Origin of the sequence: Microbacterium paraoxydans (genome assembly GCF_020524545.1) — a bacterium.
GTDB lineage: Bacteria > Actinomycetota > Actinomycetes > Actinomycetales > Microbacteriaceae > Microbacterium > Microbacterium paraoxydans_C.
The window spans coordinates 19,051-45,583 of the sequence record NZ_JAIVLG010000012.1; the positions used below are offsets into that span (position 1 = coordinate 19,051).

Below are 26,533 nucleotides of genomic sequence, written 5' to 3' on the forward strand. Positions count from 1 at the left end.
GCGCCGTGTTCAGCGGGCTGAGCGCTTTCCCGCTCACACCGCTTCAAGATGACAGCCTGGACGAGATCTCCTTCGCTCGGATCATCGGGCATCTCGCTGGATCGGCTGTGGACTCGATCACGGTGCTCGGTTCAACCGGATCCTATGCATACCTAAACCGCCCTGAGCGTGCGAACGCCACCCAGATCGCGCTCGAGCTTGCAGGAACCGTGCCAGTCTTCGCGGGGATTGGGGCACTGCGCACACGAGACGTCGTGGCGTACGCCGAAGATGCCCAAAGAGCCGGAGTGGCGGGCGTGCTGCTGCCGGCGATGAGCTACCAGCGGCTGACAGAGGACGACGTATACGGGCTCTTCGCAACGGTCACCGCGAACCTCGACCTGCCTCTTATCGTGTACGACAACCCGGGAACAACACATTTCGAGTTCACGGACGATCTGTACGCGCGCATCGCGAACTTGCCACACGTTGCGTCCATCAAGATTCCTGGTGTGCCTGAAAGTCCTGTCGACGCTGCTCGCCGCGTCACGGAGATCCGAGCCAGAGTACGGGAAGGCGTGACCATCGGAGTGTCCGGCGACGCGCTCGCAGCGACCGGCCTGAACGCTGGTTGCGATGCATGGTACTCGGTCATCGCCGGTACCCTTCCGGGAACCGCGCTGGCCATCACGCGAGCAGCACAAGGTGGCCAACAGGACGAAGCTGTCGCGCTGTCGAGGCAACTGGAGCCGCTCTGGGCCGCGAACCGTCAGTACGGCAGTCTGCGAGTTGTCGCTGCGCTTGCCGAGCACATCGGCTTGACACAGAAGAACGCCCTTCCTCTCCCGATTGTTGGGCTCAGTGGCGCGGATCGTGATGCCGTCATCGCGGCGGCCGTGCAGTCGAAAGTATTGAGCACACCGTGACACAGCCGTCCGACGAGCGCCGAGGAGGACTCGCTCGATACATCGTCGCGGCGACTCTCGCGCGCACGTCGGACGGCGGCGCGGTGGTAGGTGTCGTGCTCCTCGTCACCACGGTGGGCGGACCGCCCTGGGCGGCCGGCCTTCTGGGAGCATGCATCACCTTCCCTCACCTGATCGGACCGTTCATCGCGCGTGTACTGGACACTGCGCGCGATGGACGGAACGTTCTCGCATGGGCGTGCGTTCTTCATGCCGCCACGCTGGCTGCGGCTGTACTCCTCTACGACGTCATCTGGATAGGTATACCCGCCGCCCTTCTCATCGCATCAGGTGCTCTCGGCCCCCTCCTCACCGGAGGTATCAGCTCTCGGCTGCCCGCCATCGCCGGACCTGAGCGAGAAAAGCAACGTCGCGCCCAAGGGTGGGATGTCGCCACCTACGGCATCGGAGGTACCGTCGGACCGACTGTCGTGGCAGTCATCGCTGCAGCATGGGATCCCACCGCGGCTGTTCTCGTGCTGGCTGGCTCCGCAGCAGTCGCCGCTTTCCTCGTGAAGATGCTTCCTCCGTCGGAAGAGAACGTGGGGTCATCCGATGTCCCACGTCCGTTGCGGACCCTGTCGATGATGCTCAGCTCGGGGCCACTGCGGCGCACCTTCTACAGCACGATTGCGATTGCCCTGTCCGTGGCGGTGCTTCCGGTCGTCGCCGTTTCAGGAACCACCCGATTCGATGTGCCACCTGCCGCCGCCGGCTTTCTGACCGCTGCGTACGGCCTGGGGAGCTTCGCAGGTTCCGTGGGCGTGATGGTCCGGCCTCTCCGGGGCGACGCAGACAAGGCGATGCCGCTGCTCGCAGCCTGCGTTGGAGTAAGTCTGCTCGGTGTGTTCATCTCCGGCGACATCGTGTGGGTCGTCACGGCGTACGCACTCACCGGGATCCTGAACTCATGCTTCTTTGCTGCAACGCTCGCGGCGCGAAGTGAGTATGCGCCGGTGGCTGCGCGTAGTCAGGTGTTCGTCTGGGTGGGAGCGTTGAAGATAACTGCGGGCTCGCTCGGCACGGCGGCCGCGGGCACCCTCATTGCTGTGGATGCCTGGCTGCCCGTCATTCTTGCGTCGGCGCTCGCTTTGACCTCAGCTGGCGTCGCCGCGCTCGACAGGTTCGGGTCGCGATCTGGGGAAGGCAGTGATTCATGACCTCTCTGCCGGGCGATCTCACCCGGACACTTGCCGCTGTTGCTGACGCGGGATCCCTGGACGGTGCGGCGCGTGAACTCCGGGTCACTCCCTCGGCTGTGAGCCAGCGGCTCAAGGCTCTGGAGACTCTCCTCGGTCAGGTCGTGTTGGTGCGCTCGAAGCCGGTGCGCTTGACGACCACGGGGGCATATGTCGTTCGTTTCGCGCGGCAAGCTGAGATGCTTGAGAGGGAAACACTGCGCGGCTTGGGGCTGCTATCCGAAGGCGCTTCTCGGAGGCGCGCAACCGTCGCCGTAGAAGTCGATTTGAGTTCGGTATGGCTTTCTGCGGTCGCGCGGGCTGCTGTCGTCGCGCCGATGGATCTGCACATTATCGACGAGCCCGCGAAGGGACAATCGCTCTCGAGCGACGACATCATCTTTCGAGTCACCACCTCACCCGAGGAGATGTCAGGAACACACACTGTCGATCTCGGACAGGGGATGCTCGATGCGGTGGCGGCTCCAGCCTTCATCGACCGTTGGATTACGCGGGGCGCCCAGCGGGCAGATTTCACTTCTGCGCCGGCCGTGATCGTTCGCGGCCGGGAAGCTCGTCATCAAACGTTCGTCGAAGCGGCATCGTTGGCGTCGAGCAGTGCGCTATCCACTGTGGCGTCTACCTCGGCGGCGAAAGCGCTGCTGCTGGAAGGAGCGGCGTGGGGTCTTCTTCCGCGGTACGAAGCGAGAAGAGAGATCCAGATGGGCCGTCTCCATCGTGTGTCCACAGCTACGGCGGTAGAGAGCTACTACCTGAGGTTCGCCGCTCTGGAATCTGAAGCGTTGCATGTGCTGGCGGAGCACGTGCAGGCTGCCGCCCGCACCGCCCTCGGGTCGGGCCCGACGGTGCAACAAGGAGGTTCTGCGCATGCGTCAGCTTGACTCCATCGACCAGAGGATCCTCGTCGAACTTCGACAGAACGCGCGCACCAGTCACGCACAGCTCGGCGAGATCGTGCGACTGTCACGGAACGCCATTCGTCAACGAATCGAACGTCTCGAGCGCGACGGGCACATCCTCGGCTACACCATTCAGGAAAGACCTCTCGGAGCTCCACCGGTGAGCGCCACCATGCTTGTCTATCGCCAGGACAGGATGCGTGGCGCCGATGTCCTCGCAGCGCTGCAACAGATCCCTGAAGTCGTGCAGTGCGACGTCGTGGCTGGCGAGCTCGACCTGGTTGTGCGTGTGGAAGCCCCCTCACCCGAACGGATCCAAGACGTCTGGACAACGGTCGCGGATCTTCCGGGCGTTCGCGACATCACCACAGCGATGTCGCTGCGCACCGTCATCGCAAGGGGCGGCCGGTAGACAATCCCGTGCATCTCTGTGCCCTTCAGAGTGCATTCTGATGATTGTTAGAAGGTCGATGCGCGCCGAGACTTGAGCCAGTTCTTCATCTCAGCAAGGCGGCTTCTCATGACTTCTCCCCGCACATTCGAGCTCATCGGCGCTCCCTTCGATGGAGCTGCAACGCTCGGCTGGCCCGGCTCTCGCTACGCGCCAGCCAAGATCCGAGAAGCGCTCGGGTGGGTCACGCAGCGTGCTGTGAACGGACAGGTCTATTCCATCGAGACCGGAGAGACGCTCGCTGCTCCGCACATCATCGATGGTGGAGACGCTGACGTCGTCGCCCATGATCTGACCGAAACCCTGGCGAACGTCTCGGATCGGGTTGCCGCGAGTGTTCGTACCGGCAATGTTCCTATCCTCCTCGGGGGAGACGACAGCATGCTGTTCGCCGGCACCAAGGGACTGCACGACGCTGTCGAGGGAGAAGTGGCGATCATTCACTTCGACGCGCACCTCGACTCTGTGCATGAGAACCGGCAGCAGGGGCGGTACAGCCAGTCCAGTGGGATGCGCCGCAGCCTCGAGCTTGAGCGCGTGAATCGCGAGAACACGATTCAGATCGGTCTGCGACACTTCAGCTTCCCTGAGCTTCACCGCTTTGCGGAAGCTGAGGGACCCGCCCAGATCACTGCTCGTCAGTTCGCGCAAATCGGCACCGACGAGGCAGTCGCAGAAATCCTCGCGCACATCGCAGGAGCGCAGCACGTCCACGTGAGCTTCGACATCGACGCCATCGACCCCGCTCACGCGCCCGGAGCGGGTGCGCACGAGCCGGGTGGGATGACATCTCGGGAGGCGCTGGAGATCGTCGGTGCCCTCGCCCCGCACTGCGACTCACTGACCATCGCAGAGGTCAATCCGCTTAAAGACGTCCAGGACCTCACCGTCAACCTCGCGGCCTACCTGACCTACTACTTCGCACTCTTCGGCGCCACTCGCGCCTGAACCCCTTTCCACGCAACACACCCGAATGAACGAAGGAGTTCTCATGACCACGCCCGCACCCGGTGAGCCCGCAGCGCTCACAACCGGCACCATCAACGTCATCCGACGGAAGACACTCAATCGCGCTGTCCGCGGCACCATCGTCGGGAACGTGATGGAGTGGTACGACGTTGGAGTGTTCGGCTACCTGATCGTCACACTCGGAGCAGTGTTCCTCCCGGACGCTGACCCCGCAGCGCAGGTGGTGTTCCTTCTCGGGACTTTTGCGAGCACCTACCTGCTTCGACCAGTTGGCGGATTGTTCTTCGGGTGGCTCGGAGACAAGATCGGTCGCCGACGGGTTCTCCTGCTCACACTGATCCTGGTGGCAGTGTCGACATTCTGCATCGGAATCCTGCCGACGTATGACGCCATCGGGTTCACGGCCGCGCTCCTACTCATGTTCCTCAAGGTGGTGCAGGGCTTCTCAGCTGGCGGCGAGCTCACCGGAGCCCTGACCTTCATCGGAGAGTCGGCCCCCGACAAGAAGCGTGGCTTCTACTGCGCGCTTCTCGACTCCGGCAGCTACATGGGGTTCGCGCTGGGTGCAGCGTTCGTGACGCTCCTTCAGGTGACTCTGGGGCAGGACACGATGGTCGAGTGGGCATGGCGCATCCCGTTCCTGGTCGCCGGCCCCTTGGGCATCATCGCCATTGTCCTTCGACTCCGGGTCGAGGAGTCTCCTCACTTCGCTGCTCTGCAGGCGGAGCAGCTCGCCAAGGTTGGTCAGACGGCGCTCAAGGTGAGCATCTTCCGGGTCTTCGCTCAGAACTGGCGTCCCATGCTCATCGTCGCTCTGCTGGTGGCGGCGGCCAACACCGCCGGATACGCCTTCACGTCGTACATGCCGACTTACCTCGCGACGGTGGAGAACTACGACGCGGTGCAGAGCAACCTGCTGACCCTTCCGCTGCTGGTCCTGATGGCGCTCGCGATGCCGTTCGTTGGTGCACTGTCCGACAAGGTGGGCCGCAAGCCTGTCCTGTTCGCAGCGTCTGTGATCACCATCGTGTTGAGCGTGCCCGCGTTTCTGCTGATCGACGCTGGCACCCCCGCTCTCGTGATTGCCGGGCTTGCTCTGATGGGGTTCCCTGTCGCCCTGTACATGGGGTCGCTGGCGGCGACTTACCCGGCGCTGTTCCCGACCAAGAGTCGCTACACGAGCCTCGGAGCGTCGTACAACATCTCGGTGGCGATCTTCGGAGGCACCGCTCCACTCGTGATCGACTCCCTGATCCACTCGACCGGCACCTTCCTCGCCGCGCCCTTCTTCCTGATTGGTGCATCGGTTGTCGGACTGGTCACGGTCTTCTTCCTGAAGGAGAGCGCGCGGCGTCCACTGGACGGTGCCGAACCGAACGTCGAGACGGACGAAGAGGCTCACGAAATTCATACTGCTCGTATCGCGGCTCTCGCCGCGCGCGACTGATCTCCACGAAGAAGGACCCGATGTTCGGATCGAGCATGCAGTCAGCAGCCGCTTTCGCGCGACCTTTCTCGCTATGCGTACAGGACACACCTCTGGCGGTGTGCTCACCCGCAAGCCAGTCGGAGCCTGAGGGATGACTGTGGCCGATTCGGACCAGGCGGTTTCTGCGCCCAACGTACCCCCGACCGTGCGAACGCCCCTGACGTTCGCACGGTTGGGTGCGGAAGCTGTCGGCACGGCTGTTCTCGTCGTCGCCGGCGTCGGCACCGGCGTTCTCTCCTTTTCAATGCCCGGCGGCGAAGGCCTTGACTCCGGGGTCGGAATCCTCGGCGTCGCCTTCGCCGTTGGCTTCAGCATCGTTGCTGGTGTCTTGGTTTTCGGCCCCATCTCCGGGGCGCACTTCAACCCCGCGGTCACTGTGGGTATCGCGGTGGCAGGCGAGGCTCCCTGGCGGACGGTGCCGGCGTACCTGGCTGCACAGCTCATCGGTGGCGTAGCGGGCGTATCCCTGATCGCCTTCATCCTCGGCCAGGCGCCAGGACGTTTTGATGCTGCAGTCGCGGCTGGTTTCTCCGCCAACGGGTACGGGGATCAGTCCTCGTTGGGCGTCGGCGTCGTCGGTGTTTTCGTCGTTGAGGTTCTTTTCACGGCCCTGTTGGTGATGGTTGTGCTGATTGCCCGCACCCGAGGGACGATGTTCGCAGCCGTCGCAATCGGGCTCACGGTGGTCCTGTGCTGCATCGTGACGATTCCCGTCGACAACACGTCGCTCAACCCGGCGAGGTCGTTCGCAGCCGCGCTCTTCGCGCCATCGACCGCCATGGAACAGGTGTGGCTCTTCTTCGCCGCGCCCGTGGTCGGTGCTGTGCTCGCAGGGGTCGGTTATCGTCTGATGCGCCGAGCACGAACTCAGCTGGAGCGCGTGTCTCGCTCCTGAAGAGCGAACCACAGCGACATCCGAACATCTGCGGAGTCGAACGACGCGCCGAGTCGTCCTTCGATGGACGCAATCCGTTTGACCAACGTCTGCCGGTGGATACCGAGGGCACGCGCGGCGGGCTCCCATCGCCCGTTCGCTTCCAAGAAGGCGCGAGCGGTCCGCAGCATCTCGTCCCTGTCGGACAAGAACGCGTCGAATGGTGCGAGCAGGGTGCGGCTCACAGCGGTGGCATCCTCGGGGCGAGCGATCCCCAGCACAACGTCGAAGGATGACAGTTCGGAGAACACGACGATTGGTGCGGAGACGCTTGCATGTTCCAGTGCCACAGCCGCCTGTCGTCGTGCTTTCTCCAAACCCACAACGAGCGTCGCATCGCTAACTCCGACTCGTGTCTCTTCCCCTAGACGAGCTCGCAGGGCGACCATGTCGTCAGTCGCTGCTCCAGGCGTTTGCAGGATGATGATGTGCCGGTTCTTCTGCGTACGATCCCGGATGCTGATGGTCGGAACCTCGTGTGGAGAGAACACGTCGTGCACGATCTGTGCGACGTCTTCGACCGCGGTCATTACCGCAAGGACTTGCACCGACGTTCGCGGTCCGATCCCGAGACCTTCCGCGGCGCCTGCCCTCTGGGCGGAGGTGGAGGTAGCGCTCAGCAGGGTCGCCCCCAAGACGTCGGCGGCTGCAGCCTGCTGGCCGGACAGACGAAGCCGCTGTTCCGAGGCGAAGGACAGCAAGGACACGGCGCTGGCGATGACAATGCGGTCGAAGGCATCGAAAGCCTCTATCTTTCCCACGATGAGCACCTGGCGGACGGAGAGCGGACCTCCCAGCGGGTGCAGGCTTGTCACTCCCTGCGGCCCGGAGACAGAGGCGACCGAACCGGAGTCTCGGACGCGCGCGAGATCTTGGTCCAGCTCGCTGAGCAGGTCCGGTGACGTGGCGTTTGAGGCGGCAATCGTCCGACCCATGGGGGTGGTGAGTGCCGCCCACCCGTTGATCAACGCCGCCAACGTAGTCACGACACGTGCATGGCCCTGCCTGTCGAGAGCGACTCGGGTGAGGTCGCGTTGGGCGTCGAATGCACGCTGAGCGAGCTGGTTCTGCTCGTCTGCGATGCGGCGGGAAACGTATTCGGAGATGAGCACCCAGGGGGTGTCGATAGGGACTTCGAGCAGCGGGATACCTCGCTCGGCGGCCCCCGCGAGAAGCGCCGGCGGAATCACCTCATGCATTCCGAGATAGTTGCCGGTGCTGAACCCGATGCCTGCCACTCCGTGAGCGGCGAGGCGATCCAGGTACGGCGGAACGAGAGCGTCGTCGGTGAGTCGGAACCCTGTCGTCAGTACAAACTCACCGCCCCGCATCCATGGGGTCGGATCGAGCATCTCGCTGACATGCACCCACCGCACAACGTTCTCAACGTTCTCGGCGCCCGCGCGCAGAGTGAGATTCGCGTCCTCAAGCTCGAGGAGGGAGCGGACGGTGACTGACATGACTCAAGGGTAGGCGCGGGGCGACGGAGGGCGACCTCACCCCGCGAGCTGTTGTGCTTGTTCGACGTCGATGAGGCCCTGACGGATGGCAAGGCTGATGACGTCCTCGCCGGACACGCGTGCTTCCGCTGCGAGCGTGGACGCACGGCTGTAACCGAGAAGCGGTACCAGAGCGGTTGCCTGGGCGGAGTTGGATGTGCGGCGCGCGACGAGCGCGGGTCCCACCTCGATGCCTTCCACGCACAGAGACGCGAGGGTGGATGCTCCGTTCCCGATCCACGTCATCGACTGCAGAATGGCGTGCGCAATCGCCGGCTCGAACGCGTTGAGCTGAAGCTGTCCATGCTCGGCTGCGAAGGTGACGGTGAGATCTGCACCGAACGTGAAGAAGGCGATCTGGTTCATCACCTCTGGAATGACCGGGTTGACCTTGCCGGGCATGATCGAGGATCCGGCTTGCCTCGCCGGCAGCGTGATCTCAGCGAAGCCCGTCTCCGGCCCGCTGGCCAGCAACCTGAGGTCGCTGCTGATCTTGGACAGTTTCGTCGCCACGCGCTTGAGGACGCCGGAGAATTGAACGAAGGCCCCCGTATCCCAGGTCGCCTCAATCAGGTCTCCTGCGGGCGTCAGATCGAGGTTGGCGACCGAGATTAGACGACCAAGGATCTGTGCGCGATACTCGGGTGTCGCGGTCACTCCCGTGCCGATGGCTGTCGCGCCGATGCTGCACTCAAGGAGCAGCCGGGCCGCGTCAATGAGTCGCTCCTGGTCCTCGCGAATCGTCACGGCAAACGCGGTGAACTCCTGCCCGAGCGTCATCGGAACGGCATCCTGCAACTGAGTGCGCCCGAGCTTCGGCACGTCGGCGAAGGCTGCGCCACGTTCTGCGAAAGCTGATTCCAGGTGCCGGAGGGCGTCGAGCAGCGGGTGGAGTGCGAAGACCACAGCGATCCGAAGGGCGGTGGGGTAGACATCATTCGTCGACTGGCACAGGTTGACGTGCTCAATCGGGTGGATGATGTCGTAGCGGCCAGCATCGTGACCGAGAACCGTGAGAGCGCGGTTTGCGATTACCTCGTTCGCGTTGAGGTTGACGGACGTGCCCGCACCTCCCTGGATCACATCGACGACGAACTGTTCGTCAAGCTCCCCGTTGATGACGTCCCGACTGGCGGCGACGATAGCGTCGCCCACCTCGCGGGGAATCAGGCCGAGGTCACGGTTGGTGAGCGCTGCCGCCGCTTTGACGGTGCCCAGCGCTTTGACCAGAGCCCGGTGGGTCCCGACTGGGGTCCCACTGATGCGGAAGTTGTCAAGGGCTCGCTGCGTGTGGATGCCCCACAGGGCTCCGTCAGGGATGTCGACGGAGCCCAGTGAGTCACTTTCGGTGCGGGTGATCATCGTGAGATCGCCACGACCTTCGGCTGAGTCATCTCCTCGTAGGCGAAGCGCACTCCCTCGCGACCCATCGACCCGTACTTGCTGCCACCGAAGGGCATCGCGTCGAGGCGATAGTCCGAGGAGTCGTTGATCATCACACCGCCGGCGTCGATGGCCCCGGCGACACGGAGCGCCCGGTTGAGGTCCCTCGTGAAGACGCCGGCCTGGAGGGCATAATCGCTGTCGTTCGCAGAGATGATGGCGGACTGCTCATCGTCGAAGGGTTCGACGATGACGATGGGTGCAAAGACCTCTTCTTCCCACAGGCGGCAGGTGCGAGGGACACCGGTCAGCACGGCCGGGGTCAGCAGCGAGCCGTTCAGCTCACCACCGGTGAGAAGCGCGGCACCGTCGGCAACGGCCTCATGGATCTTGGCGCTGGCCGCCTCGGCGGACTGTGCGCTGATCATCGGCCCCACATCAGTGGCATCCAATCGCGGGTTGCCGGTCACGAGCTTCTCGGTTGCGGCGACGAACGACTTCAGGAACGCCGGGAACACTGACCGCTCCACGAGGATCCGCTGTGCCCCGATGCAGTTCTGTCCTGCCGCCCAGAACGCTCCGGACACTGACGCCTCCACCGCAAGGTCAAGGTCAGCGTCAGCGAAGACGAGGACCGGGGCGTTGCCGCCGAGTTCCATCGCCAGCTTCTTGATGCCTGCGGTGGCTGCGATTGCCTGGCCGGTGGCGAAGCCCCCGGTGAACGAGACCATGCGCACGTTCCGAGCCTGCACGAGCGCCTGCGCCACGTAACGGTTACCGCGGACAATGGTGATGACGTTGTCCGGAAGGCCCGCCTCAACGAGAAGGTCGACCAGAAGCTGCGCAGTGAGAGGCGTCTGCTGAGCGGGCTTCAGAAGCACAGCGTTGCCTCCGGCGATGGCCGGCCCGATCTTGTGAGCGACGAGGTTCAGCGCGTCGTTGTACGGCGTGATCGCCACGATGAGACCGAGCGGTTCCCGGCTGAACCATCCCTGCCGGTTCTCTCCACCGGGGAACGAGTCGAACGGGATGACTTCGCCGGCGTTACGCAGGGCCTCAGCGGCGGAGAGCCGGAGCGTGTTCACGGCTCGCGACACCTCCTTGCGGGCCTGCCGGATCGTCTTGCCAGCCTCGGAGACGATGAGCTCAGCGACGCTCTCCGAACGCTCACGGAGCAGGGCCGCCGCCTCTTCAAGAATTGCGGCGCGCTGATGACGAGGGAGCGCTGCAGCCGTGGCCGTGGCGATCTCCGCATCGTCGATAGCGTCGAGCGCCTGCTCCACGGTGGACTGCGAGACCGCAGCGATCTGCTCGCCGGTGAACTTGTCGAGGACGACCAGATCGTCAGCCTGCTGCGGGGTCGTGAGGGTGTCAGACATTGACCTTCTCCTTCTCGTGAGAGTGGATGGCGATGATGTCGGTGATGAGCGCGTAGGCGGTCTCGATACGCCCGGCACCGGGACCGGTGATGGTGACGGTGCCCAGCAGGTCCGTTTCGACGGAGACCGCGTTCGTCGCGCCCGGGATGTTGGCGAGCGGGTGATCGGCGGGGACCGCTTCCGGAGCAACGGTCGCGGTGAGCGTGCCGTTCGCGTCGCGGCGTGCGGTGCCGATGAGCTTGTACCGCTTGCCTTCACGTGCGGCGTTGATGATGTGGTCGGCGGTGATGTCGGTAATGCCGGTCGTGTCGACGTCTTCGGGAGCGATGTCGGCACCGAGCAGTTCGTTGGCGAGGATTGCGACCTTCAGCTGCACATCGGAGCCTCCGATATCGGCCGTCGGGTCGGCCTCCGCGTAACCCTCGGCCTGTGCTTCCGCGACGGCGTCGTTCAGCGACAGGCCCGCTTCCATACGGCCGAGAACATAGTTCGAGGTGCCGTTCAGGATTCCCTGCACGCCGAGGATGGTGAGACCGGCGAACTGGTCACGGGCGAGGCCGAGCACCGGGGTGCCGCTGAGGACGGATCCTTCGTAGGCGAAGTGTGCTCCGGTCTCCTCGGCGAGGTGCTTCAGAGCCTTGCCGTGCAGTGCGATGGGGCCCTTGTTCGTGGTGGTCACGTGCTTGCCGGCCTCGAGCGCCCAGCGCACGTGAGATGCGGCAGGCTCCCCGTCGACGGGGTTTGTGAAGGTTGCTTCGGCCACGATGTCGACCGCGTCGTGGCGGATCACGGACTCATTGTCTGCCGTGGCTGAGCCGCCCGGGAACGCTTCGAATGTGGTCCCTCGGGGGAGGGCGAGCACCTCGCTGATGGCGATGCCGTCCTCCTGGACCAGCGATCCCATCAGCAGGTCTGTGATTGCGACGACCTTGAGGTCGAAGCCCAGGTGAGCGAATCGGGTGGGATCCTCATCGATGAGCTGGGCGAGCGCGCGGTTGACGCCGCCGAAGCCGATGAGAGCCAGATTGTACGTGGTCATACCGGCGTACTCCTTCGTGTGCGGGATTGAGGATTCCACTCTCCGCCCGGAGCTGCACTGCCGAATATGGGCGAAATGACACTGTGCACTGTCGTTGTGACAGTTGTTGTCGGTCCTTCTGCGGAAACGCTCAACACGGGTGCTGGGGCACGAGAAGACGGTGCACGCCCATTCAGGCGTGCACAGATCGGAAGAGGGTGCACGCCTGAATGGGCGTGCACCGTCTTCTCGTGGATAGGATCGTGAGTCCTAGAAGCTGGATCTACCGTGAGGCTGGGGAAGGACGATCACCGGAACCGGCGTGCTCCGCGTGATTTTCGCACCGCGAGATCCGAGGAAAACCTGCGAGATCGGCCCCCGCTCGCTGGACCCGAGGACGAGAAGCTCATCCTTCCGCCAGCCGATGTTCGCAACAGCCGATTCCCATGTCGGCCCCCTCCCCACCACAGGCTTCTCCACGCGTGCGCTACCGCTCACGGTGGCAAGCAGTTCTGAGAGACGCGAAATGCTGCCCTTGGACCACTCGTCAGCGATGCGTTCTCCGGCGTCGAGTCCTGCTCCAGAGGTGCCCGAGTCTCGGGGAACGACAGCAAACGACGCGAGTCGGAACTCGACATTCCAACGAGCCGCCAGGCTCGCCATGTCGCGCACGAGCTCCACTTCCACGGGGGCGACTTGGACGGCTCCGGTGATGCGACCGACGAAGGCTCCGGGACCGGCTCGGAACCCTCGCGGCGCCACTGCGACTGGAACCTTCGATGCATGCAGGATTGCATCTCCGTCGGCACCGATGGCCACACGCCCGGGAGCTCCGCCAGATCCGGAGCCGAGAACGATGAAGTCGGTCTTGTACTGTTCTGCGACTTCCAGGAGGCCGCCTCGAGCGGACTGAGCCTCGTGTACAAGGAACTGGGCTTCAATGGTGTCGCCGAGGACGGCGGCGGCGTAGTCCAGGGCGAGATTTGCAGCATCGTGCGTGTAGCGCCGCCACTCTGCATCGACGCTTCCCGCAACCGGCCCCCATGTGGCGGGCAAGACGGCAGCCACCACTAGGTCCCCTTTCACGGAACCCGCCAGCAGGCGAGCGAGGTGCACTGCTGACGCGGAGCGACGTGCGGGGTCTATCCCGACGACGACGATCATTTCCGCGTCGACTTCCGGCGGGCGGCCGCTGCTCGGCGAATCGCGTCCGTGCTGGGGCGAGCGAGGTTTGTCGTGTACGGGACATCTGGTTCAGTGCCCATCGGGAGGTCCTCCCGTGCAAGGATCGAGCGCTTCCTGCCGTAGAACCAGTAAAAGACGAGGAACGCTGCGGTCCAAATGCCGAAGACGACGATGGTGATCGGGCGCAGCTGGGTGATGATCGCGATGCATCCGAGGATGGACAGGATCGGGATGGTCCATCCGAGAGGCAACCGGAATCCACGCTCGAGCTCCGGCTCCCGGACTCGCAGAATGATGACCCCGACCGAAACAACCAGGAACGCCACGAGAGTGCCGATGCTCGTCATTTCTGCGAGGAAGTCGATGGGAATGACCGCGGCCAGGATGCTCGTGGCGATCATCACGATCACTGTGTTCGGGATCGGGGTCATCGTGCGCGGGTTCACCCTCGCGAACACCGGGGATATCATCCCGTCGCGCGACATAGCGAACAGGATGCGAGTCTGACCGTAAAGGACGACGAGCGTCACGGACAGAATCGAGATGATCGCTCCGGCGGCGACGACCGTGCCCGGCCAGCTAGATCCGATGACGTTCTGCAGGATCGCGGCAAGTCCCGCGTCCTGGTCGGTGAAATCTTCGGGGGCCTGTGCGCCGAGAGCTGCGATGCACGTGATCACGTAGAGGGTGATGATGATCCCCAGCGCGAACATGATCGCGAGCGGGAGGTTGCGTCGCGGGTTCTTTGCCTCGTCACCGGCCGTTGAGACAGCATCGAGGCCGATGAAGGAGAAGAAGATGATTCCTGCTCCTCCGACAATGCCGGCGAAGCCTGCGGGGGCGAAGTTGTCGAAGTGGTCCGCGTTCCATCCTGTGATGGCCACGGCACAGAAGAAGAGCAGAACGCCGATCTTCAGGATCACCATGATGTTGTTCACGAGGGTCGACTCGCGTGCTCCGCGGATGAGCAGAAGCGAGCACAGCACGATCACGATGATCGCTGGCACGTTGACGACGCCTCCCTGCTCTGGTGCCTGTGATAGTGCCAGAGGGAGGTGCCAGCCGAAGAGGTTCTGCAGAAGCTGGTTGACGTACTGAGACCAACCAACGGCGATGGCCGCCGTCGAGACCCCATATTCCAGCAGAAGGCACGCGCCGACGGCCATAGCCGCCCCTTCGCCGAGGGTGGCGTACGCGTATGAGTAGGTTGACCCGGAAACGGGCACTGCGCCCGCCATCTCGGCGTAGCAGAGGGCGGTGAGCCCGGCTACAACCCCACCGATGACAAACGACCAGATCACTGCGGGGCCCGCAACAGGAACCGCCTGAGAGAGGACGAAGAAGATGCCCGTGCCGAGCGTGCCGCCGACCCCGATCATGGTGAGTGAGAAGAGGCCGATGCTCCGTTTGAGGGGGACATCCCCAGTCTGGGATGCCGTTGTCGGCTTCCGACGCAGTAGTTGTTCAGCGATGGTGGGCATTTCCAGTCTCCTTTGAGTGGTCGGGTAGGTCGCGGCGGGCAGGCGAATCCTGCCGTCACAGGTCAGGCAGCGGCGGGCGCGTGTGTGATGCCGAGCCCGGGTGTGCCGTACGTGGGGAGCACTTCGCCGAGTACCAGTCGGTAGTCATCGATCCACCGACTGCTCTGGCCTTTCGACTTGCGGTGGACGGGCGTCCCGATCAGCTGCTGCATCGACTCTTGAGTCGCCCGGTAGTACACCTTGGCATGGCGCTCGCCGCTCTCGTTCGTCCGTTCCTCCTCGCCTAGGAAGCGCGGGATTTGGCGCGCGCGTGCGGCGATCTCGTTGTTGAGTTCGTGAAACTCGGCGTCGAACGCCCTGGCTTGAGAAATGAACGTGGACGTGAACACGGATGCCTCCTCGCATCGAGTGCCCGGCGGGGCTGTCGATCAGCATAGAGCACTGCACTGCACTTTGCTAGCAGTTTGGTGCACTATGGAGTGTATGAAGTTCACCGCATCGTCCGACGTAGATCGCTCGTGCGCGCCGCGCGCCTGCGTCGATCTTTCGGCACTACGGCGCAATGCAGACACCGTAAGGAAGTTGCTGCCGTCGAAGCGACTTATGGCAGTCGTGAAAGGCGATGCCTATGGCCACGGGCTGGTCGAATCTGCCATGGCGTTGGTAGATGCGGGTGTCGAAGCGCTTGGCGTCGCCTCGTTGGAGGAAGCGCTCGAACTGCGAGATGCAGGAGTGCCGGAGGCGGTCCGAATCCTCGCATGGCTGTACGCCCCAGTGCACAACGATGCGCGTATTGCTGAGGCGATCCGGGCTCGCATTGACCTTTCGGTTGGCTCTATGGAGCACCTCGCTGCAGTCCATCGTGCTGCGACGAGTGTCGGCGAGCTTGTTCGTGTTCACCTTGAGATGGACACCGGCCTCGGACGCGGGGGGGTGCAGATGAGCGTCTGGGACGATCTAGCGCGAGCCGCAGCGCTGCATGAGGCGAGCGGGGCCATTCGGATCGTGGGGCTCTGGACTCAGCTCAGCTACGCAGACGCCCCAGAGGATCCCGTCAACGAACGTCAGCTTGCTGTTTTCCGCCGCGGCGAGGCGGTCGCGCAAAGCTATGGACTCCGATTCGAGGCTGTTCACACGTCGACATCCGCACGTGCGCTCACCCGGCCGACTTCCGAGCTCTACGGAGACACAGTGCGAATTGGTCTGGCATTGTTCGGGGTGTCGCCGGTGAGCGGTACCTCCTCACACTTCTGGGGCTTGTCGCCGGTTCTTTCGGTCACTGCCCCAATCGTTCAGGTGAAGTTCCTCGAGGCGGGCGCGCGCATCGGATACGACGAAAGCCATCGTCTCTCCCGCGACGGCTACATCGGGCTGGTGCCGATGGGGTATGCGGACGGCGTTCCGAAATACCTTTCGCGAGGGGCGGACGTGAGCGTGCGCGGGCGCCGCCATGCAGTCGTTGCGGTCAATATGGACCAGTTTCTGATCGACCTTGGGAGGGACCCGGTACCCGTTGGCGCAGTCGCCACGATCTTGGGTTCGGATGGGGCGGTGACTATTGATGCCAATGACTGGGGTGCGGCGATAGGTAGCTACGGCGACGAGATTGTCGTTCGGTTCGGGGCTGGCCTGCCGCGCACCTACTAGTTGAGCGCGTTGAAGCGGAGAAGTAGGGCTGGAACCGAGAGTCCGGCCGCGCGGGTACGCTTCACGCGTCAAGCTGGCGCAACGTTACGCAACGTTCTATCGTGGGGTCATGGCATCTGATGTTGTACCCCGTAAGCGGCGCCGCCCGAGCATTCACGCGGTGGCTGAAATCGCCGGCGTAGCGCCCTCCACCGTCTCCCGGTATCTCAACGGGAAGCTTGAGATTGCTGTTGAGACTGAGGGACGTATCCGCGCGGCCATGGCCGAGATTGGGTACTCCAAGCCGCAGACCGAGGAGCCTTCGGGGAAGACGCCGCTCATCGCCATCGTCGTGCCGCGAGTGGAAATCGCCTACTTCGCAGACCTCGCAGATCGCGTCGCTGATGCCGCTGAGCGCGCCGGATTGGAAACGGTGATCTGTACGACTCGCAGTCGTGGTTTCAAGCGCGGCTCACTCATCGAACAACTTCTCGCACTGCCGGTGGCCGGTGTGGTGTTCGCGGGAACGAACAAGCACAACGAGGGGGTGCGTCAGTTCCAAGAGGCGGGGATCCCGGTCGTAGCAATTGCTGAACCTGTCCGCGGCCTGGAGCTGGACAGCGTGCGCGTCGACTACCGCTCCGGCGCCCATCAGGCGGTCGCCTACTTGGCGAGCCTCGGACACCGTTCCATCGCGATGATTGCGGGGCCTTCCTGGTTGGAATCGAATCTTGCTGCTCGCTCAGGGTTCGAAGACGCGCTGCGCCAGTGCGGCATCGAACCGCGCGCGGACCTGCAACTTTTCGGAGAGATCAGTCGCGATTTTGGCTACTCCGCGCTCTCTCAACTGCTGCTCGAGACGGACCGTCCCACAGCCATTTACGTCACAGCCGATGAGATTGCGCTTGGGGTGTACTGGGCAGCACGAGACCTCGGTGTGACGCTGCCGGACGAGCTCTCGATTGTTGGTTCAGACGATATCTCGATGGCACAGTTCCTCACGCCCGCCTTGACGTCGGTGAGACTGCCACGCGACAAGATGGCAGACCGCGCCATCGACATCCTTCTGAGCCGTCTGGCTGGTGAGGATTCCGGTGAAGTCTCCGATCTGGTCCTGCCCGTGACCCTCCAGGTCCGCAGCTCCGCAACCAACCCCATGTAACGAACTCGTAAACAACGATCACGAAACACTTGCGCAACGTTGCTTGCGTGGTGCATGCTCTGTGCAATCGCTTTACACAGAGAGGTGCCCTACTCATGGCTCGCTACGCACATGTCCCCCTTCCCGTTTTCGGTCTCGGTGAGAACCCCGCAGAGACGACGGTGGAGGAGTACCAGCAGCGCATTGCCCAGGCTCGCGAGCTGATGAAAGCTAAGGGTCTCGACACCCTCGTGGTCTACGGCGACCGGGAGTACTTCGGTGACCTGTATCACCTCATCGGTATCGACCCGCGCTTCGAAGAGGGTCTGCTCGTTCTCACGGCGGACGACAGCACGGTGATCCTCGGCAACGAGAATCTTGGCCGTCCGAACCGCGAGATCGGGCACAAGGTCGCTCTCTGGCAGGAGCTCAGCCCGGGTGGCCAGCGGCGCGACGCTGCTTCAACGCTCGAGAGCCTGCTGCGCGATGCCGGTGTGAGCGCCGGCTCCACGGTCGGCGTGAACGGCCAGAAGCGTCTGACCTCAACGTTCTTCGAGTCGGATGCACCGCAGTTCTCCGCCCCGGCGTACCTCGTCGATGCTCTGCGCAGGCTCGTCGGCAACGGCGAATTGCGCGACGCAAAGGACCTGTTCACCCACCCCGACTTTGGACTTCGCTCTGTGGCCACGGTCCACGACATCTCACGGTTCGAGTTCGGCTCCAGCGTTCTCTCGCTCAGCGTCCTTCGCGCGATGGAGGGCATCACTCCCGGCGTGAACGCCGACGAGCTCAGCGACGGCTACTTCAGCCGCGGAGTTTCCGAAACCGTGCACCGCATGCTCAACTTCGGAGACCGCGTCGGACTCGGCTCCCCGCGACCGCTTCCCGCGCGCCTCGGCGACAAGTTCCAGCTCGCCCAGGGCATCCAAGGCGGCCTGACTGCACGCGTCGGAGTTATTGCCGGCAGCGAGAGCGACCTCAAGCCCGAGCAGGCTGAGTTGTTCAACGCGCTCACCCTCAACTACTTCGACGTGCTGACCGCATGGCACGAGACGGTGCGCGTCGGCGCCGACACGGCAGACGTGTTCGATGTCGTCGACGGGATCCGGGACGACTCCGTGTGGCAGTTCGCCCTCAACCCGGGTCACCAGTTGCACTACGAAGAGTGGAGCAACAGCAACTTCTGGAAGGACGACCACCAGACCCTCCGTTCCGGCTCGATGCTGCAGTGCGACGTCATTCCCGTCACCGCTCGCGCAGACGTCGAGGTCGGTATCGAGGACGGGCTCGTCCTCGCGGACGCCGCGCTTCGAGACGAGATCGCAAACATCTACCCGGAGCTGTGGGGCCGCATCCAGGCACGTCGCACCTTCCTCGCGGACAACATCGGCGTGCAGTTGGACGAGTCCCTCCTGCCGCTGAGCAACACCCCTCTCTGGCACACCCCGTACGTGCTCGACGGTGCACGCAACCTCACCCGATAAGGAGCCGAGACCATGACACACGCAGACAAGACCATCGTCATTCGTGGCGACGGGATCGTTGACGGCACGGGCGGGCCCGTGAAGGATGCCGCCGACATTGTCGTAACCGGAACGAAAATCGAGCGGATTGTTCCTCGGGAGTCCGAGACGTTCGCCGCTGACGTGGAGATCGTCGATGCATCCGGCTCCACTCTCATGCCAGGGCTTATCGACTCACACATGCACTTCTTTGGTGTGCCGAGTCATCAACTCCAGCGGCTTCCGAAGGAGACCGAGTCGTACCGTGCGCTTCGAGCGGCAGGCGAGGCCCGCAAGATGCTGCTCGCGGGCATCACGTCCGCAAGAGACCTCGGCTCGTCCATCGGACCGGACGTGCGCCGGGGTATCAACGAAGGGCACATCCCCGGGCCGAAGCTGGTGACTGCGGGGGAATTCATCACCACCACCAACGGCACCTGGGAGTACACGGACCTCCCTATCGAGTGGGCTCGTGAGCGAGACATCATCGCCGACGGCGCGGACGGGATGCGTGAAATCGTCCGTCGTCGCACGCGCTCCGGCGCGAACGTGATCAAGCTGGGCCTCTCGAAGGGGTATATCGACGACCAGTACCACGCTTGGGGCGACGACCCCAACATGCAACTTGCGGCGATGACACTCGAAGAGGTCGAGGCTGCAGTCGACGAAGCTCACATCCACGGCATCAAGGTCAGCGCACATTGCATCGGTGAAGCGGCGGTCGTCCTGGCCCTGGACGGCGGCATCGACATCATCGAGCACGGCTACGCCATCACCGAGGAAACGCGAGCGCGACTTGCAGCCTCCGGAAAGCTCGTCGGTTCGACCATCTCGCAGTTGTACAGCCACCAGGCCGCATACGTTGAGTACAACTACCCGCAATGGGAGCGGGACGTCTTCGACCGCCACACGAAGCAGATGAAGATCGACTTCGTGCGCAGCCTCGCTGCAGGCGTTCGCTTCGTCCTCGGCTCAGACCTCATCGGCTACCCCACACACCCGCAGGACACAGCAGCACGCGAGTTCCAGTACGCAGTCGAGTGGGGCATGGACCCGGAAGAAGCGCTCGTGGCGGGTACAGCCCGTGGTGCGGAAGCCCTCGGCGTCGAGAACGAGACCGGCACACTCGAGGTCGGCAAGTACGCCGACATCATCGCGGTCCCCGGTGACCCCACCGCGGACATCACGTCCCTTCAGCGGCCGTCACTGGTCGTGAAGAACGGGCACCTCATCCGACACGGCAGCAACATCCTCATCTGAAAGAAAACACAACCATGACACTCCTCAACGACAACGGCGTCTCCCTGAGGGAAGACGACGCGAACGAACCGTACATGCGGTTCCAGGACGTCGGGCTGCGATACAGCGAGCGCGGCCCGGCGATCCTGTCCGACATCAACCTAGATGTGAAGAAGGGTGAGATCGTTTGCCTGCTGGGAGCGAGCGGGTGTGGGAAGTCCACGCTGCTGAACGTCGCAGCAGGATTTCTTGAGCCAACTGAGGGCAAAGCACTCCTCCAGGGGAGCGAAATCTCAGGCCCGGGCGCGGACCGTGTGATGGTCTTTCAGGAGGACGCGGTGTTCCCCTGGTACACCGTTCGCCAGAACGTCGCGTACGGACTGCGCGTCCGTGGAGTCTCGAAGCAGGAGACAGCCGAGCTCGTCAACGATGCCATCAACCTAGTCGGTCTCACTGAGTTCGCAGACGCCTATCCGCGAGAGCTCTCCGGCGGAATGCGCAAGCGCTGCGACATGGCCCGAGCCATCGTCCTTCGGCCGGAGTCGATCCTGATGGACGAGCCATTCGCTGCACTTGACGTCATGACGAAGGAGCGGTTGCAGGTGCAGTTCCGCGAGATCAGTGAAGCGCAGAGCTCTACGTCTCTGTTCGTCACCCACGATCTTGAGGAAGCGTTGTTCGTCGGCACTCGCATCGCGATTCTTCGCAAGGGTGCGGGTCCCTTCCTTGCTCTCGCGGACGTTCCATTCGGCGCGCATCGAGAGGTGGAGATCAAGACATCCCCGGAGTTCCAGAAGCTCCGTCGCGAGCTCGTTGATGTCATCGCCAGCGACCCCTCCAACCAGAAGGCTGCATGATGTCTACGACTACTCAGATCTCCACCCGGTACCGTCGTCCGCCGAGCGTGTGGCGCAGCCGGAGCCTTCGAACCGTCGAGGCGCTCGTCGTACCCGTCGCGCTCCTCGTCCTCTGGGCGGTGGTGACATCCGCGGGCCTCATCGACACGCTCTTCCTGCCGAGCCCTGAGATGTTCTGGAACAGCCTCGTGGGGCTTGCGCCGCTGCTGCCGAGCGCCATCGGGATGACGGTGAGTCTCACCCTCGCGGGCTTCTTCATCGGCACGCTCGGCGGCATCGTCGTCGGGCTCCTGCTCGCCTACAGCTTCAGGATCCGGAACCTGTTCGGCGGGGTGTTCGAGGCGCTGCGCCCGGTACCAGTCTTCGCGCTCATTCCGCTCTTCATCCTCTGGTTCGGTCTCGGTACGACACCGCAGATCATCCTCGTCGCCTTCGGCACTTTCGTCGTGCTGGTGGTGACGACGTTGGAAGCGATCCGAAACGTCAGCCCGGTGTACGTCAAGGCCGCACTGAATCTCGGTGCCAGCCGCAGCTTCATCTACCGGACTGTCATCGTTCCGTCCATCACCCCGCACCTTGTCGGTGCAGTCCGAGTGAGTGCCGCAGCCTCCTGGGGGCTCGGTGTCGCGGCGGAGTTCATCGGCGCGCAGGACGGCCTCGGCTACCTGATGCTCAACCGGCAGACGTTCCTGGACACTGCCGGAATCCTCGTCATCGTCGTGATCTACAGCCTCATCGCGTTCTTGTTCGACACCCTCATCCGGATCGGTCAGCGGCGACTGCTGCGCTGGACCGGTCGCAACCAGTTGTCCTCGCAAGTTGGTTCTGTCCTAGGAGTGAAGTAACGATGCAACACACGAAGCGCACCACCCGATCCCTTCTCACCGCCCTTGCCGGCCTGTCTGCTGTGGCTCTCGCCCTCAGCGGATGTGCGGGAAGCCCCACTGAATCCGCAGCTGATGACCTCACGACGGTGAGGATGTCTGTGCAGCCGCTGCATCAGTACGTGGCGTGGGAGTTCGCAGAGCAAAGCGGGATGGCGGAAGAACTCGGGCTGGATCTCGAGTTCACCTACCTTCCCCAAGTGGACACGGCCGTCCAGTCTCTCGCACGCGGCGACCTCGACATGATCAGCACCTGCGGCGCTTGCAACTTCCCGTATCTCGCGCAATCCCCCGACCTACGAGACGCCCTCATCATCAGCCAATTCAAGGGGTTCATTCTCGTCGGACAGGACGGGGCGCCCAGCTACGACGCCCTGGTCGAAGAAGGGGCGAGACCGGAGGACGCCCGGCAGGAAGTCTTCGACTACCTCAAGGGCCGCACGTTCGTTCTGCGAGAATCGGCATTCGGGGCACTCGTGAACGGCCTGCTGGATGAAGCTGGCCTCACCCGAGACGACGTCACGATCCTCGACGTCGCCGACGACGCCCGTGCTGGTCAGGCCTTCCTGCAGGGGCAGGCAGACTTCTACATGGGTTCGCTCGCCCAGGAGTCCAAGCTTCTGCGCGACTACCCGGACCGTGCAGTCAACATGGGCGGTGCCGAGATTCTCGGGCCGGGAGGTCTGTGGTACGACACGATGGCCGTCGATCAGGACTGGCTGGACGAGAACCCCGAGACGATGGTCAAGATGGCTGCGCTGTGGGCGCGCGTCGCTCGGTACGTCACCGAAAAGCCCGACGACGTCGTGCCGCTCATCACGGAACTCATCAACAAGAACTCCGGCTCCACCTTCTCCGATGAGGAGATCGAGCAGCTGCTGAACGACTTCCTCGGTTTCGCGACCTTGGATCGCTGGGAGAACGACACCTACAACCCGAACAGCGACCTGTACTGGAAGAAATCCATCGACTTCTACGCAGCCCAGAACGTCACTGACGGAGTCCTCCCGGAAAGCGTCGACGTGGACCAGCATTATGTTGACGAAGAGATCTATAACCAGCTCACTGGCGATCAAGACCTGCTCGATTGGGTCAACGCCCCGCTGACCTGAGCACCGTAAGACTGGGCACGCGACCGGTGTCGCGTGCCCAGTTTCGTCCCCAGAGCGTTTTCGAAGACGAAAGAACACCATGGCGAAGACCCCTCGCACCCTCCGGCTCTCCTTCCCGCAATGGCAAGGTGGAGATATCACCGGCTATCGGCTCGGAGCAATGGTGCTCGACCAATTGATCCCAGCCCCGGGGCACATGGTGAGCGAAGCAGTCGCTGTCCCGGTACCACCCGCGGGCCGGTCAGGACTACTCGAAAGCCCCGAGACCAATCACACCTCCTCCTACGACCAGGTGCATGCGCAGCTCCAGCAGGCCGTCAGCCTCATCGACCGTGCGGCCCCTGAGCGCATCCTCACCATCGGCGGTGACTGCGCCGTGTCCATTGCACCGTTCGCATGGCTGGCATCGAAGTATCCGGAATTCGGCGTCGTATGGGTGGACGCTCACCCGGACATGTGGGCAGCCGATGAACAGCCGCACGCAAACGCCCGCGCAGCTTCCATCCTCAGCGGCCAGGACGCCACCGACCTCGACACGCTTCTTCCCACGACCGTTCCGGCCGACAAGTTTGTCTGGGTGGGCACTCGCGCAGAGGTCGTGCCGCAATTGGTGGACCTGGACCGGGTATGGAGCAATCGTGTCCGCGTCGACGAGGTCGAGGCCTCGCCGCGCACGGTGGTGGAGCGTCTGCGCCGAAAAGGCGTCCGCCAGATTGCCGTTCACTTCGACCTCGATGTTCTCGATGCGAACGAGTTTCACGGAGTGGCTGTCGGCGAAGAACGAGGCATGACCTGGCGAAGTGTCGCAGGACTTCTACAGTCTCTGGACTCGGAGTTCGAACTTGTCGGGCTGACCATCGCAGAACACATCCCCGAGGGCCTAGAAACGCTGCGCGAGATCATCTCGGCGACGTCACTCATGCGCTCGGACTTCGACGCGCGCTAACCCCCAACCCCCTCCCTCCCGATCTCTGAGGACCCGCCATGACCCATCCCGAACAACCCCGCGAACTCATCGAGACGAACTCGTTCAATCATGTCCCTGAATCTGGGCGACACGGATCCGTTTTCGGTCAGACGCAATTCTGGTTCATGATCAACGCGACCATCATCACGGCCTTCGCCGGAACAGTCGGACCACTAGCTGGACTGAGCCTTGGGTGGACACTGCTCGCAATCGTTATCGGCAACGTTGTTGGGGTGAGCTTCCAAGCATTCCACGGTGCCCAGGGCCCGCACATGGGTCTGCCCCAGATGATTCAATCCCGCGTACAGTTCGGTTCCCGCGGCGCCCTCATCCCCATCGCTGCCGCCGCCGTCATCCAGATCGGATTCGGCATCTTCAACCTGCAAACGGCAAGCCAATCTCTCGGATCCATCACCACCCCTCAGCCCGTGGTCTACCCGCTGGTACTGGGGGTCGTCGCAATCGTCGTGGCCATCGTCGGCTTCCGCCTCATCATGGCTGTCGAGCGGATCGCGTCCTACTTCATGGTCACAAACCTCGTGTTCCTGACCATCGCGATCTTCGTTGTCCTAGACATGCCGGCACTGTTCGCCGTGGGAGCCTTCGTTCCGGCTGCGTTCATCGCCCAGATAGCGGCCGCAGCGAGTTATCAGATCGCCCTCGCCCCGATGGTGTCTGACATGACCCGATATCTCCCGACTCGCATCGGAACCAAGGCTGTCGTTGTCTCTGTATTCTGCGGAACGCTCATCTCGGCAACCTGGATCGAGAGCCTCGGGGCAGTTGCGGTCACCGCTTTCCCCGCACAAGATGCTGTCAGTGCGCTCGCGGAGATCGGTAACGAGTTCGGATTCGGCCTCGGCACCATCATGCTCATCATCGCCGTTGTGGTGACGCTCGCTACTTTCACGCAGGGCATGTACAGCGGATCAATCGCCGCACTCAGCGGCATCGAAGCCTTCAAACACCTTGAGCCCACCGCGCGCCTGCGAGCTATCGCGCTTGGTATCGCGGGTGCCATCGTCATCGCTGCAAGCCTGTTGGTCTCCGACGACATCCTCAGCAACTTCGGAGTCTTCCTTGCCTTGCTCGGCTACCTCCTCATCCCGTGGACTGCCATCAACCTCACCGACTACTACTTCGTCCGACGCGGCAAGTACTCGATCACAGACATCTTGAAGCAGGATGGCGGCATCTACGGGAAGTGGAACGCAAACGGGCTCATCAGCTACCTGGTCGGCCTGCTCTTCATGATCCCGTTCGTTGCTGTTCCCTTCTACACCGGGCCGTTTGCAGCCCTCATTGGTGGCACGGACGTGAGCTTCGTCGCGGGCTTCATCGTCTCTGCGGTGGTCTATATGCTTCTAAGCAAGCGGGTGGACCTGCGCCCAGAGTTTGACGCTGTCGACGCCAGCCCGGTGCAGACTGGAACGATTCGCCAGCCGGGACGCCGGTAGCTACCTCCGTGAAGTTCGAGAAGCCGTCGGCCGGCGCTTCCTACGCGCAGATCGTTCTCCGCCACAACGCGGGGAACCCCGGATGCCAGTTCTTCGACGTGGCCTACGGTGGAAAGATCAGCTACGGAGAGTGGGTGCAGTTCTATCGCAGTGGAACGATCACCGCGAACGGGTACCGGCGTCCGGCGCCCGCTCACGAGCTGTACGGGGCGTTCACGAACGCTTCCGGCAACAACGTCTGGCGCGTGATCTCTCGTCGGGCGAACCAGGGCTTCCACTGCCTTCTGGGTAACGCCTTCTGCCCGCTCGACTTCTATGAAATGAGTGCCGTCTACTGATGAGTACTAGCGAACCCCGGCTGCGGCCACAGGTGTCCAGCGCAGAGCATGTTCTCACTGCGGGGGCGGCGGTTACCGTCATCGCGGGCGTGATCAGTCTCGTCAGCTGGGCGGCGGACGGGGCTTCGCTGGCGACTTTCTCGTCGGCAGCGACAGCGGCAATGTCCGCGTTCGCGGCCGGCGCGGCTGTACGAGGACTGGGCGGGCTGCTCACGCGGTTCTCTCATCGAGTCGGAATCGTTCTGTTCGGCGACCTGGGCGCGGTCGTCATCGCCGCAGCTGTCGTGCTGGTGGCAAGCGTTCTCCACGATTCCTCGGGATCCGGGACACTCACGGTCGTCACGACGCTGGGGTTCCTTTTGCCGATTGTCGTAGTCCTGTCTCCGCTCGTCGCTCTAGCGAACCGTCACGTGCGGGTGCGTCTGGTGTTGTACGCCGGGGCGCTGTTGCTCTTCGTCGTGAGCCTGGTCGGGTACGGCGCACTGGCCTGGAAGTAGCCCTCCCTTTCGGCCTCATCATCTGGGTTCTCGCCATCCCGCTGTGCTGGTGGCTGTTCCTACGAGACGCTGCGAAAACCAAA

Annotated in this window: 25 protein-coding genes; 18 read left to right on the forward strand and 7 right to left on the reverse strand. The window is 63.3% G+C overall.

All coding sequences use genetic code 11. The features are described from left to right. The first annotated feature begins 5 nt into the window (after positions 1-5). The 7 genes from LC041_RS16775 (at position 6) to LC041_RS16805 (ending at position 6,846) form a co-directional block, all read left to right on the forward strand. Complete coding sequence (locus LC041_RS16775; protein ID WP_226534299.1) at positions 6-905, forward strand: dihydrodipicolinate synthase family protein; 900 nt, start codon at positions 6-8, stop codon at positions 903-905. Next, complete coding sequence (locus LC041_RS16780) at positions 902-2,104, forward strand: MFS transporter (RefSeq protein ID WP_374197681.1); 1,203 nt, start codon at positions 902-904, stop codon at positions 2,102-2,104. The genes LC041_RS16775 and LC041_RS16780 overlap by 4 nt, the downstream gene beginning before the upstream one ends. Then, positions 2,101-3,024: a LysR family transcriptional regulator gene (locus LC041_RS16785; protein WP_226534256.1), complete on the forward strand. Its 924-nt coding sequence runs from the start codon at positions 2,101-2,103 to the stop codon at positions 3,022-3,024. Before LC041_RS16780 ends, LC041_RS16785 begins: the two co-directional genes overlap by 4 nt. Continuing rightward, a complete protein-coding gene (locus LC041_RS16790; protein ID WP_226534258.1) occupies positions 3,011-3,454 on the forward strand; it encodes an Lrp/AsnC family transcriptional regulator in 444 nt (147 codons plus the stop codon). Before LC041_RS16785 ends, LC041_RS16790 begins: the two co-directional genes overlap by 14 nt. Positions 3,455-3,562: 108 nt before the next feature. Further along, positions 3,563-4,441, forward strand: a complete 879-nt coding sequence (locus LC041_RS16795; protein ID WP_226534259.1) for an arginase family protein — start codon at positions 3,563-3,565, stop codon at positions 4,439-4,441. Between the two features lie 43 nt (positions 4,442-4,484). Continuing rightward, positions 4,485-5,909: an MFS transporter gene (locus tag LC041_RS16800; RefSeq protein WP_226534260.1), complete on the forward strand. Its 1,425-nt coding sequence runs from the start codon at positions 4,485-4,487 to the stop codon at positions 5,907-5,909. A 133-nt stretch (positions 5,910-6,042) separates the two neighbouring features. Beyond that, entirely contained in the window at positions 6,043-6,846 is an 804-nt protein-coding gene (locus LC041_RS16805; protein WP_226534261.1) for an aquaporin, read from the forward strand. On the opposite strand, the gene LC041_RS16810 is transcribed toward LC041_RS16805, so the two are convergent. From LC041_RS16810 to LC041_RS16840, 7 genes are all read right to left on the reverse strand, one after another. Further along, positions 6,819-8,345: a PucR family transcriptional regulator gene (locus tag LC041_RS16810; protein WP_226534262.1), complete on the reverse strand. Its 1,527-nt coding sequence runs from the start codon at positions 8,343-8,345 to the stop codon at positions 6,819-6,821. The two genes, LC041_RS16805 and LC041_RS16810, sit on opposite strands and share 28 nt — an antisense overlap. A 36-nt stretch (positions 8,346-8,381) precedes the next feature. Then, positions 8,382-9,746, reverse strand: coding sequence for an aspartate ammonia-lyase (locus LC041_RS16815; protein ID WP_226534263.1), 1,365 nt, complete (start codon positions 9,744-9,746; stop codon positions 8,382-8,384). Beyond that, positions 9,743-11,146 (reverse strand): aldehyde dehydrogenase family protein, encoded by a 1,404-nt coding sequence (locus tag LC041_RS16820; protein WP_226534264.1) that lies wholly within the window; start codon positions 11,144-11,146, stop codon positions 9,743-9,745. The genes LC041_RS16815 and LC041_RS16820 overlap by 4 nt, the downstream gene beginning before the upstream one ends. Beyond that, positions 11,139-12,185 carry a homoserine dehydrogenase gene (locus LC041_RS16825; RefSeq protein ID WP_226534266.1) on the reverse strand — a complete coding sequence of 349 codons (1,047 nt, stop codon included), beginning with the start codon at positions 12,183-12,185 and terminating at the stop codon, positions 11,139-11,141. The genes LC041_RS16820 and LC041_RS16825 overlap by 8 nt, the downstream gene beginning before the upstream one ends. Positions 12,186-12,434: 249 nt before the next feature. After that, complete coding sequence (locus LC041_RS16830) at positions 12,435-13,328, reverse strand: universal stress protein (RefSeq protein WP_226534267.1); 894 nt, start codon at positions 13,326-13,328, stop codon at positions 12,435-12,437. Then, entirely contained in the window at positions 13,325-14,830 is a 1,506-nt protein-coding gene (locus LC041_RS16835; RefSeq protein WP_226534268.1) for an amino acid permease, read from the reverse strand. The genes LC041_RS16830 and LC041_RS16835 overlap by 4 nt, the downstream gene beginning before the upstream one ends. Before the next feature lie 62 nt (positions 14,831-14,892). Further along, positions 14,893-15,219, reverse strand: a complete 327-nt coding sequence (locus tag LC041_RS16840; protein WP_226534269.1) for a hypothetical protein — start codon at positions 15,217-15,219, stop codon at positions 14,893-14,895. Between the two features lie 94 nt (positions 15,220-15,313). Between LC041_RS16840 and alr the strand changes: the two genes are divergently transcribed. The 11 genes from alr to LC041_RS16895 all read left to right on the forward strand — a co-directional run bounded on the left by alr (position 15,314) and on the right by LC041_RS16895 (position 26,450). Next, positions 15,314-16,477: an alanine racemase gene (gene alr, locus LC041_RS16845; protein ID WP_226534270.1), complete on the forward strand. Its 1,164-nt coding sequence runs from the start codon at positions 15,314-15,316 to the stop codon at positions 16,475-16,477. 160 nt (positions 16,478-16,637) lie between these two features. Then, positions 16,638-17,618 (forward strand): LacI family DNA-binding transcriptional regulator, encoded by a 981-nt coding sequence (locus LC041_RS16850; protein ID WP_308012795.1) that lies wholly within the window; start codon positions 16,638-16,640, stop codon positions 17,616-17,618. Between the two features lie 95 nt (positions 17,619-17,713). Next, positions 17,714-19,081, forward strand: coding sequence for an aminopeptidase P family N-terminal domain-containing protein (locus LC041_RS16855; protein WP_226534273.1), 1,368 nt, complete (start codon positions 17,714-17,716; stop codon positions 19,079-19,081). Between the two features lie 12 nt (positions 19,082-19,093). Then, positions 19,094-20,359: an amidohydrolase family protein gene (locus LC041_RS16860; protein WP_226534274.1), complete on the forward strand. Its 1,266-nt coding sequence runs from the start codon at positions 19,094-19,096 to the stop codon at positions 20,357-20,359. A gap of 14 nt (positions 20,360-20,373) precedes the next feature. Then, entirely contained in the window at positions 20,374-21,195 is an 822-nt protein-coding gene (locus LC041_RS16865) for an ABC transporter ATP-binding protein (RefSeq protein WP_226534276.1), read from the forward strand. Further along, positions 21,192-22,040 (forward strand): ABC transporter permease, encoded by an 849-nt coding sequence (locus LC041_RS16870; RefSeq protein ID WP_226534277.1) that lies wholly within the window; start codon positions 21,192-21,194, stop codon positions 22,038-22,040. Before LC041_RS16865 ends, LC041_RS16870 begins: the two co-directional genes overlap by 4 nt. Before the next feature lie 134 nt (positions 22,041-22,174). Further along, complete coding sequence (locus LC041_RS16875; RefSeq protein WP_226534278.1) at positions 22,175-23,191, forward strand: ABC transporter substrate-binding protein; 1,017 nt, start codon at positions 22,175-22,177, stop codon at positions 23,189-23,191. Positions 23,192-23,270: 79 nt separating this feature from the next. Next, positions 23,271-24,137, forward strand: a complete 867-nt coding sequence (locus tag LC041_RS16880; protein ID WP_226534279.1) for an arginase family protein — start codon at positions 23,271-23,273, stop codon at positions 24,135-24,137. A 38-nt stretch (positions 24,138-24,175) separates the two neighbouring features. Further along, positions 24,176-25,615, forward strand: a complete 1,440-nt coding sequence (locus LC041_RS16885) for a purine-cytosine permease family protein (protein ID WP_226534280.1) — start codon at positions 24,176-24,178, stop codon at positions 25,613-25,615. 8 nt (positions 25,616-25,623) lie between these two features. Next, a complete protein-coding gene (locus LC041_RS16890; protein ID WP_226534281.1) occupies positions 25,624-25,953 on the forward strand; it encodes a hypothetical protein in 330 nt (109 codons plus the stop codon). Beyond that, positions 25,953-26,450, forward strand: a complete 498-nt coding sequence (locus LC041_RS16895) for a hypothetical protein (protein ID WP_226534282.1) — start codon at positions 25,953-25,955, stop codon at positions 26,448-26,450. The genes LC041_RS16890 and LC041_RS16895 overlap by 1 nt, the downstream gene beginning before the upstream one ends. Positions 26,451-26,533 lie beyond the last annotated feature (83 nt).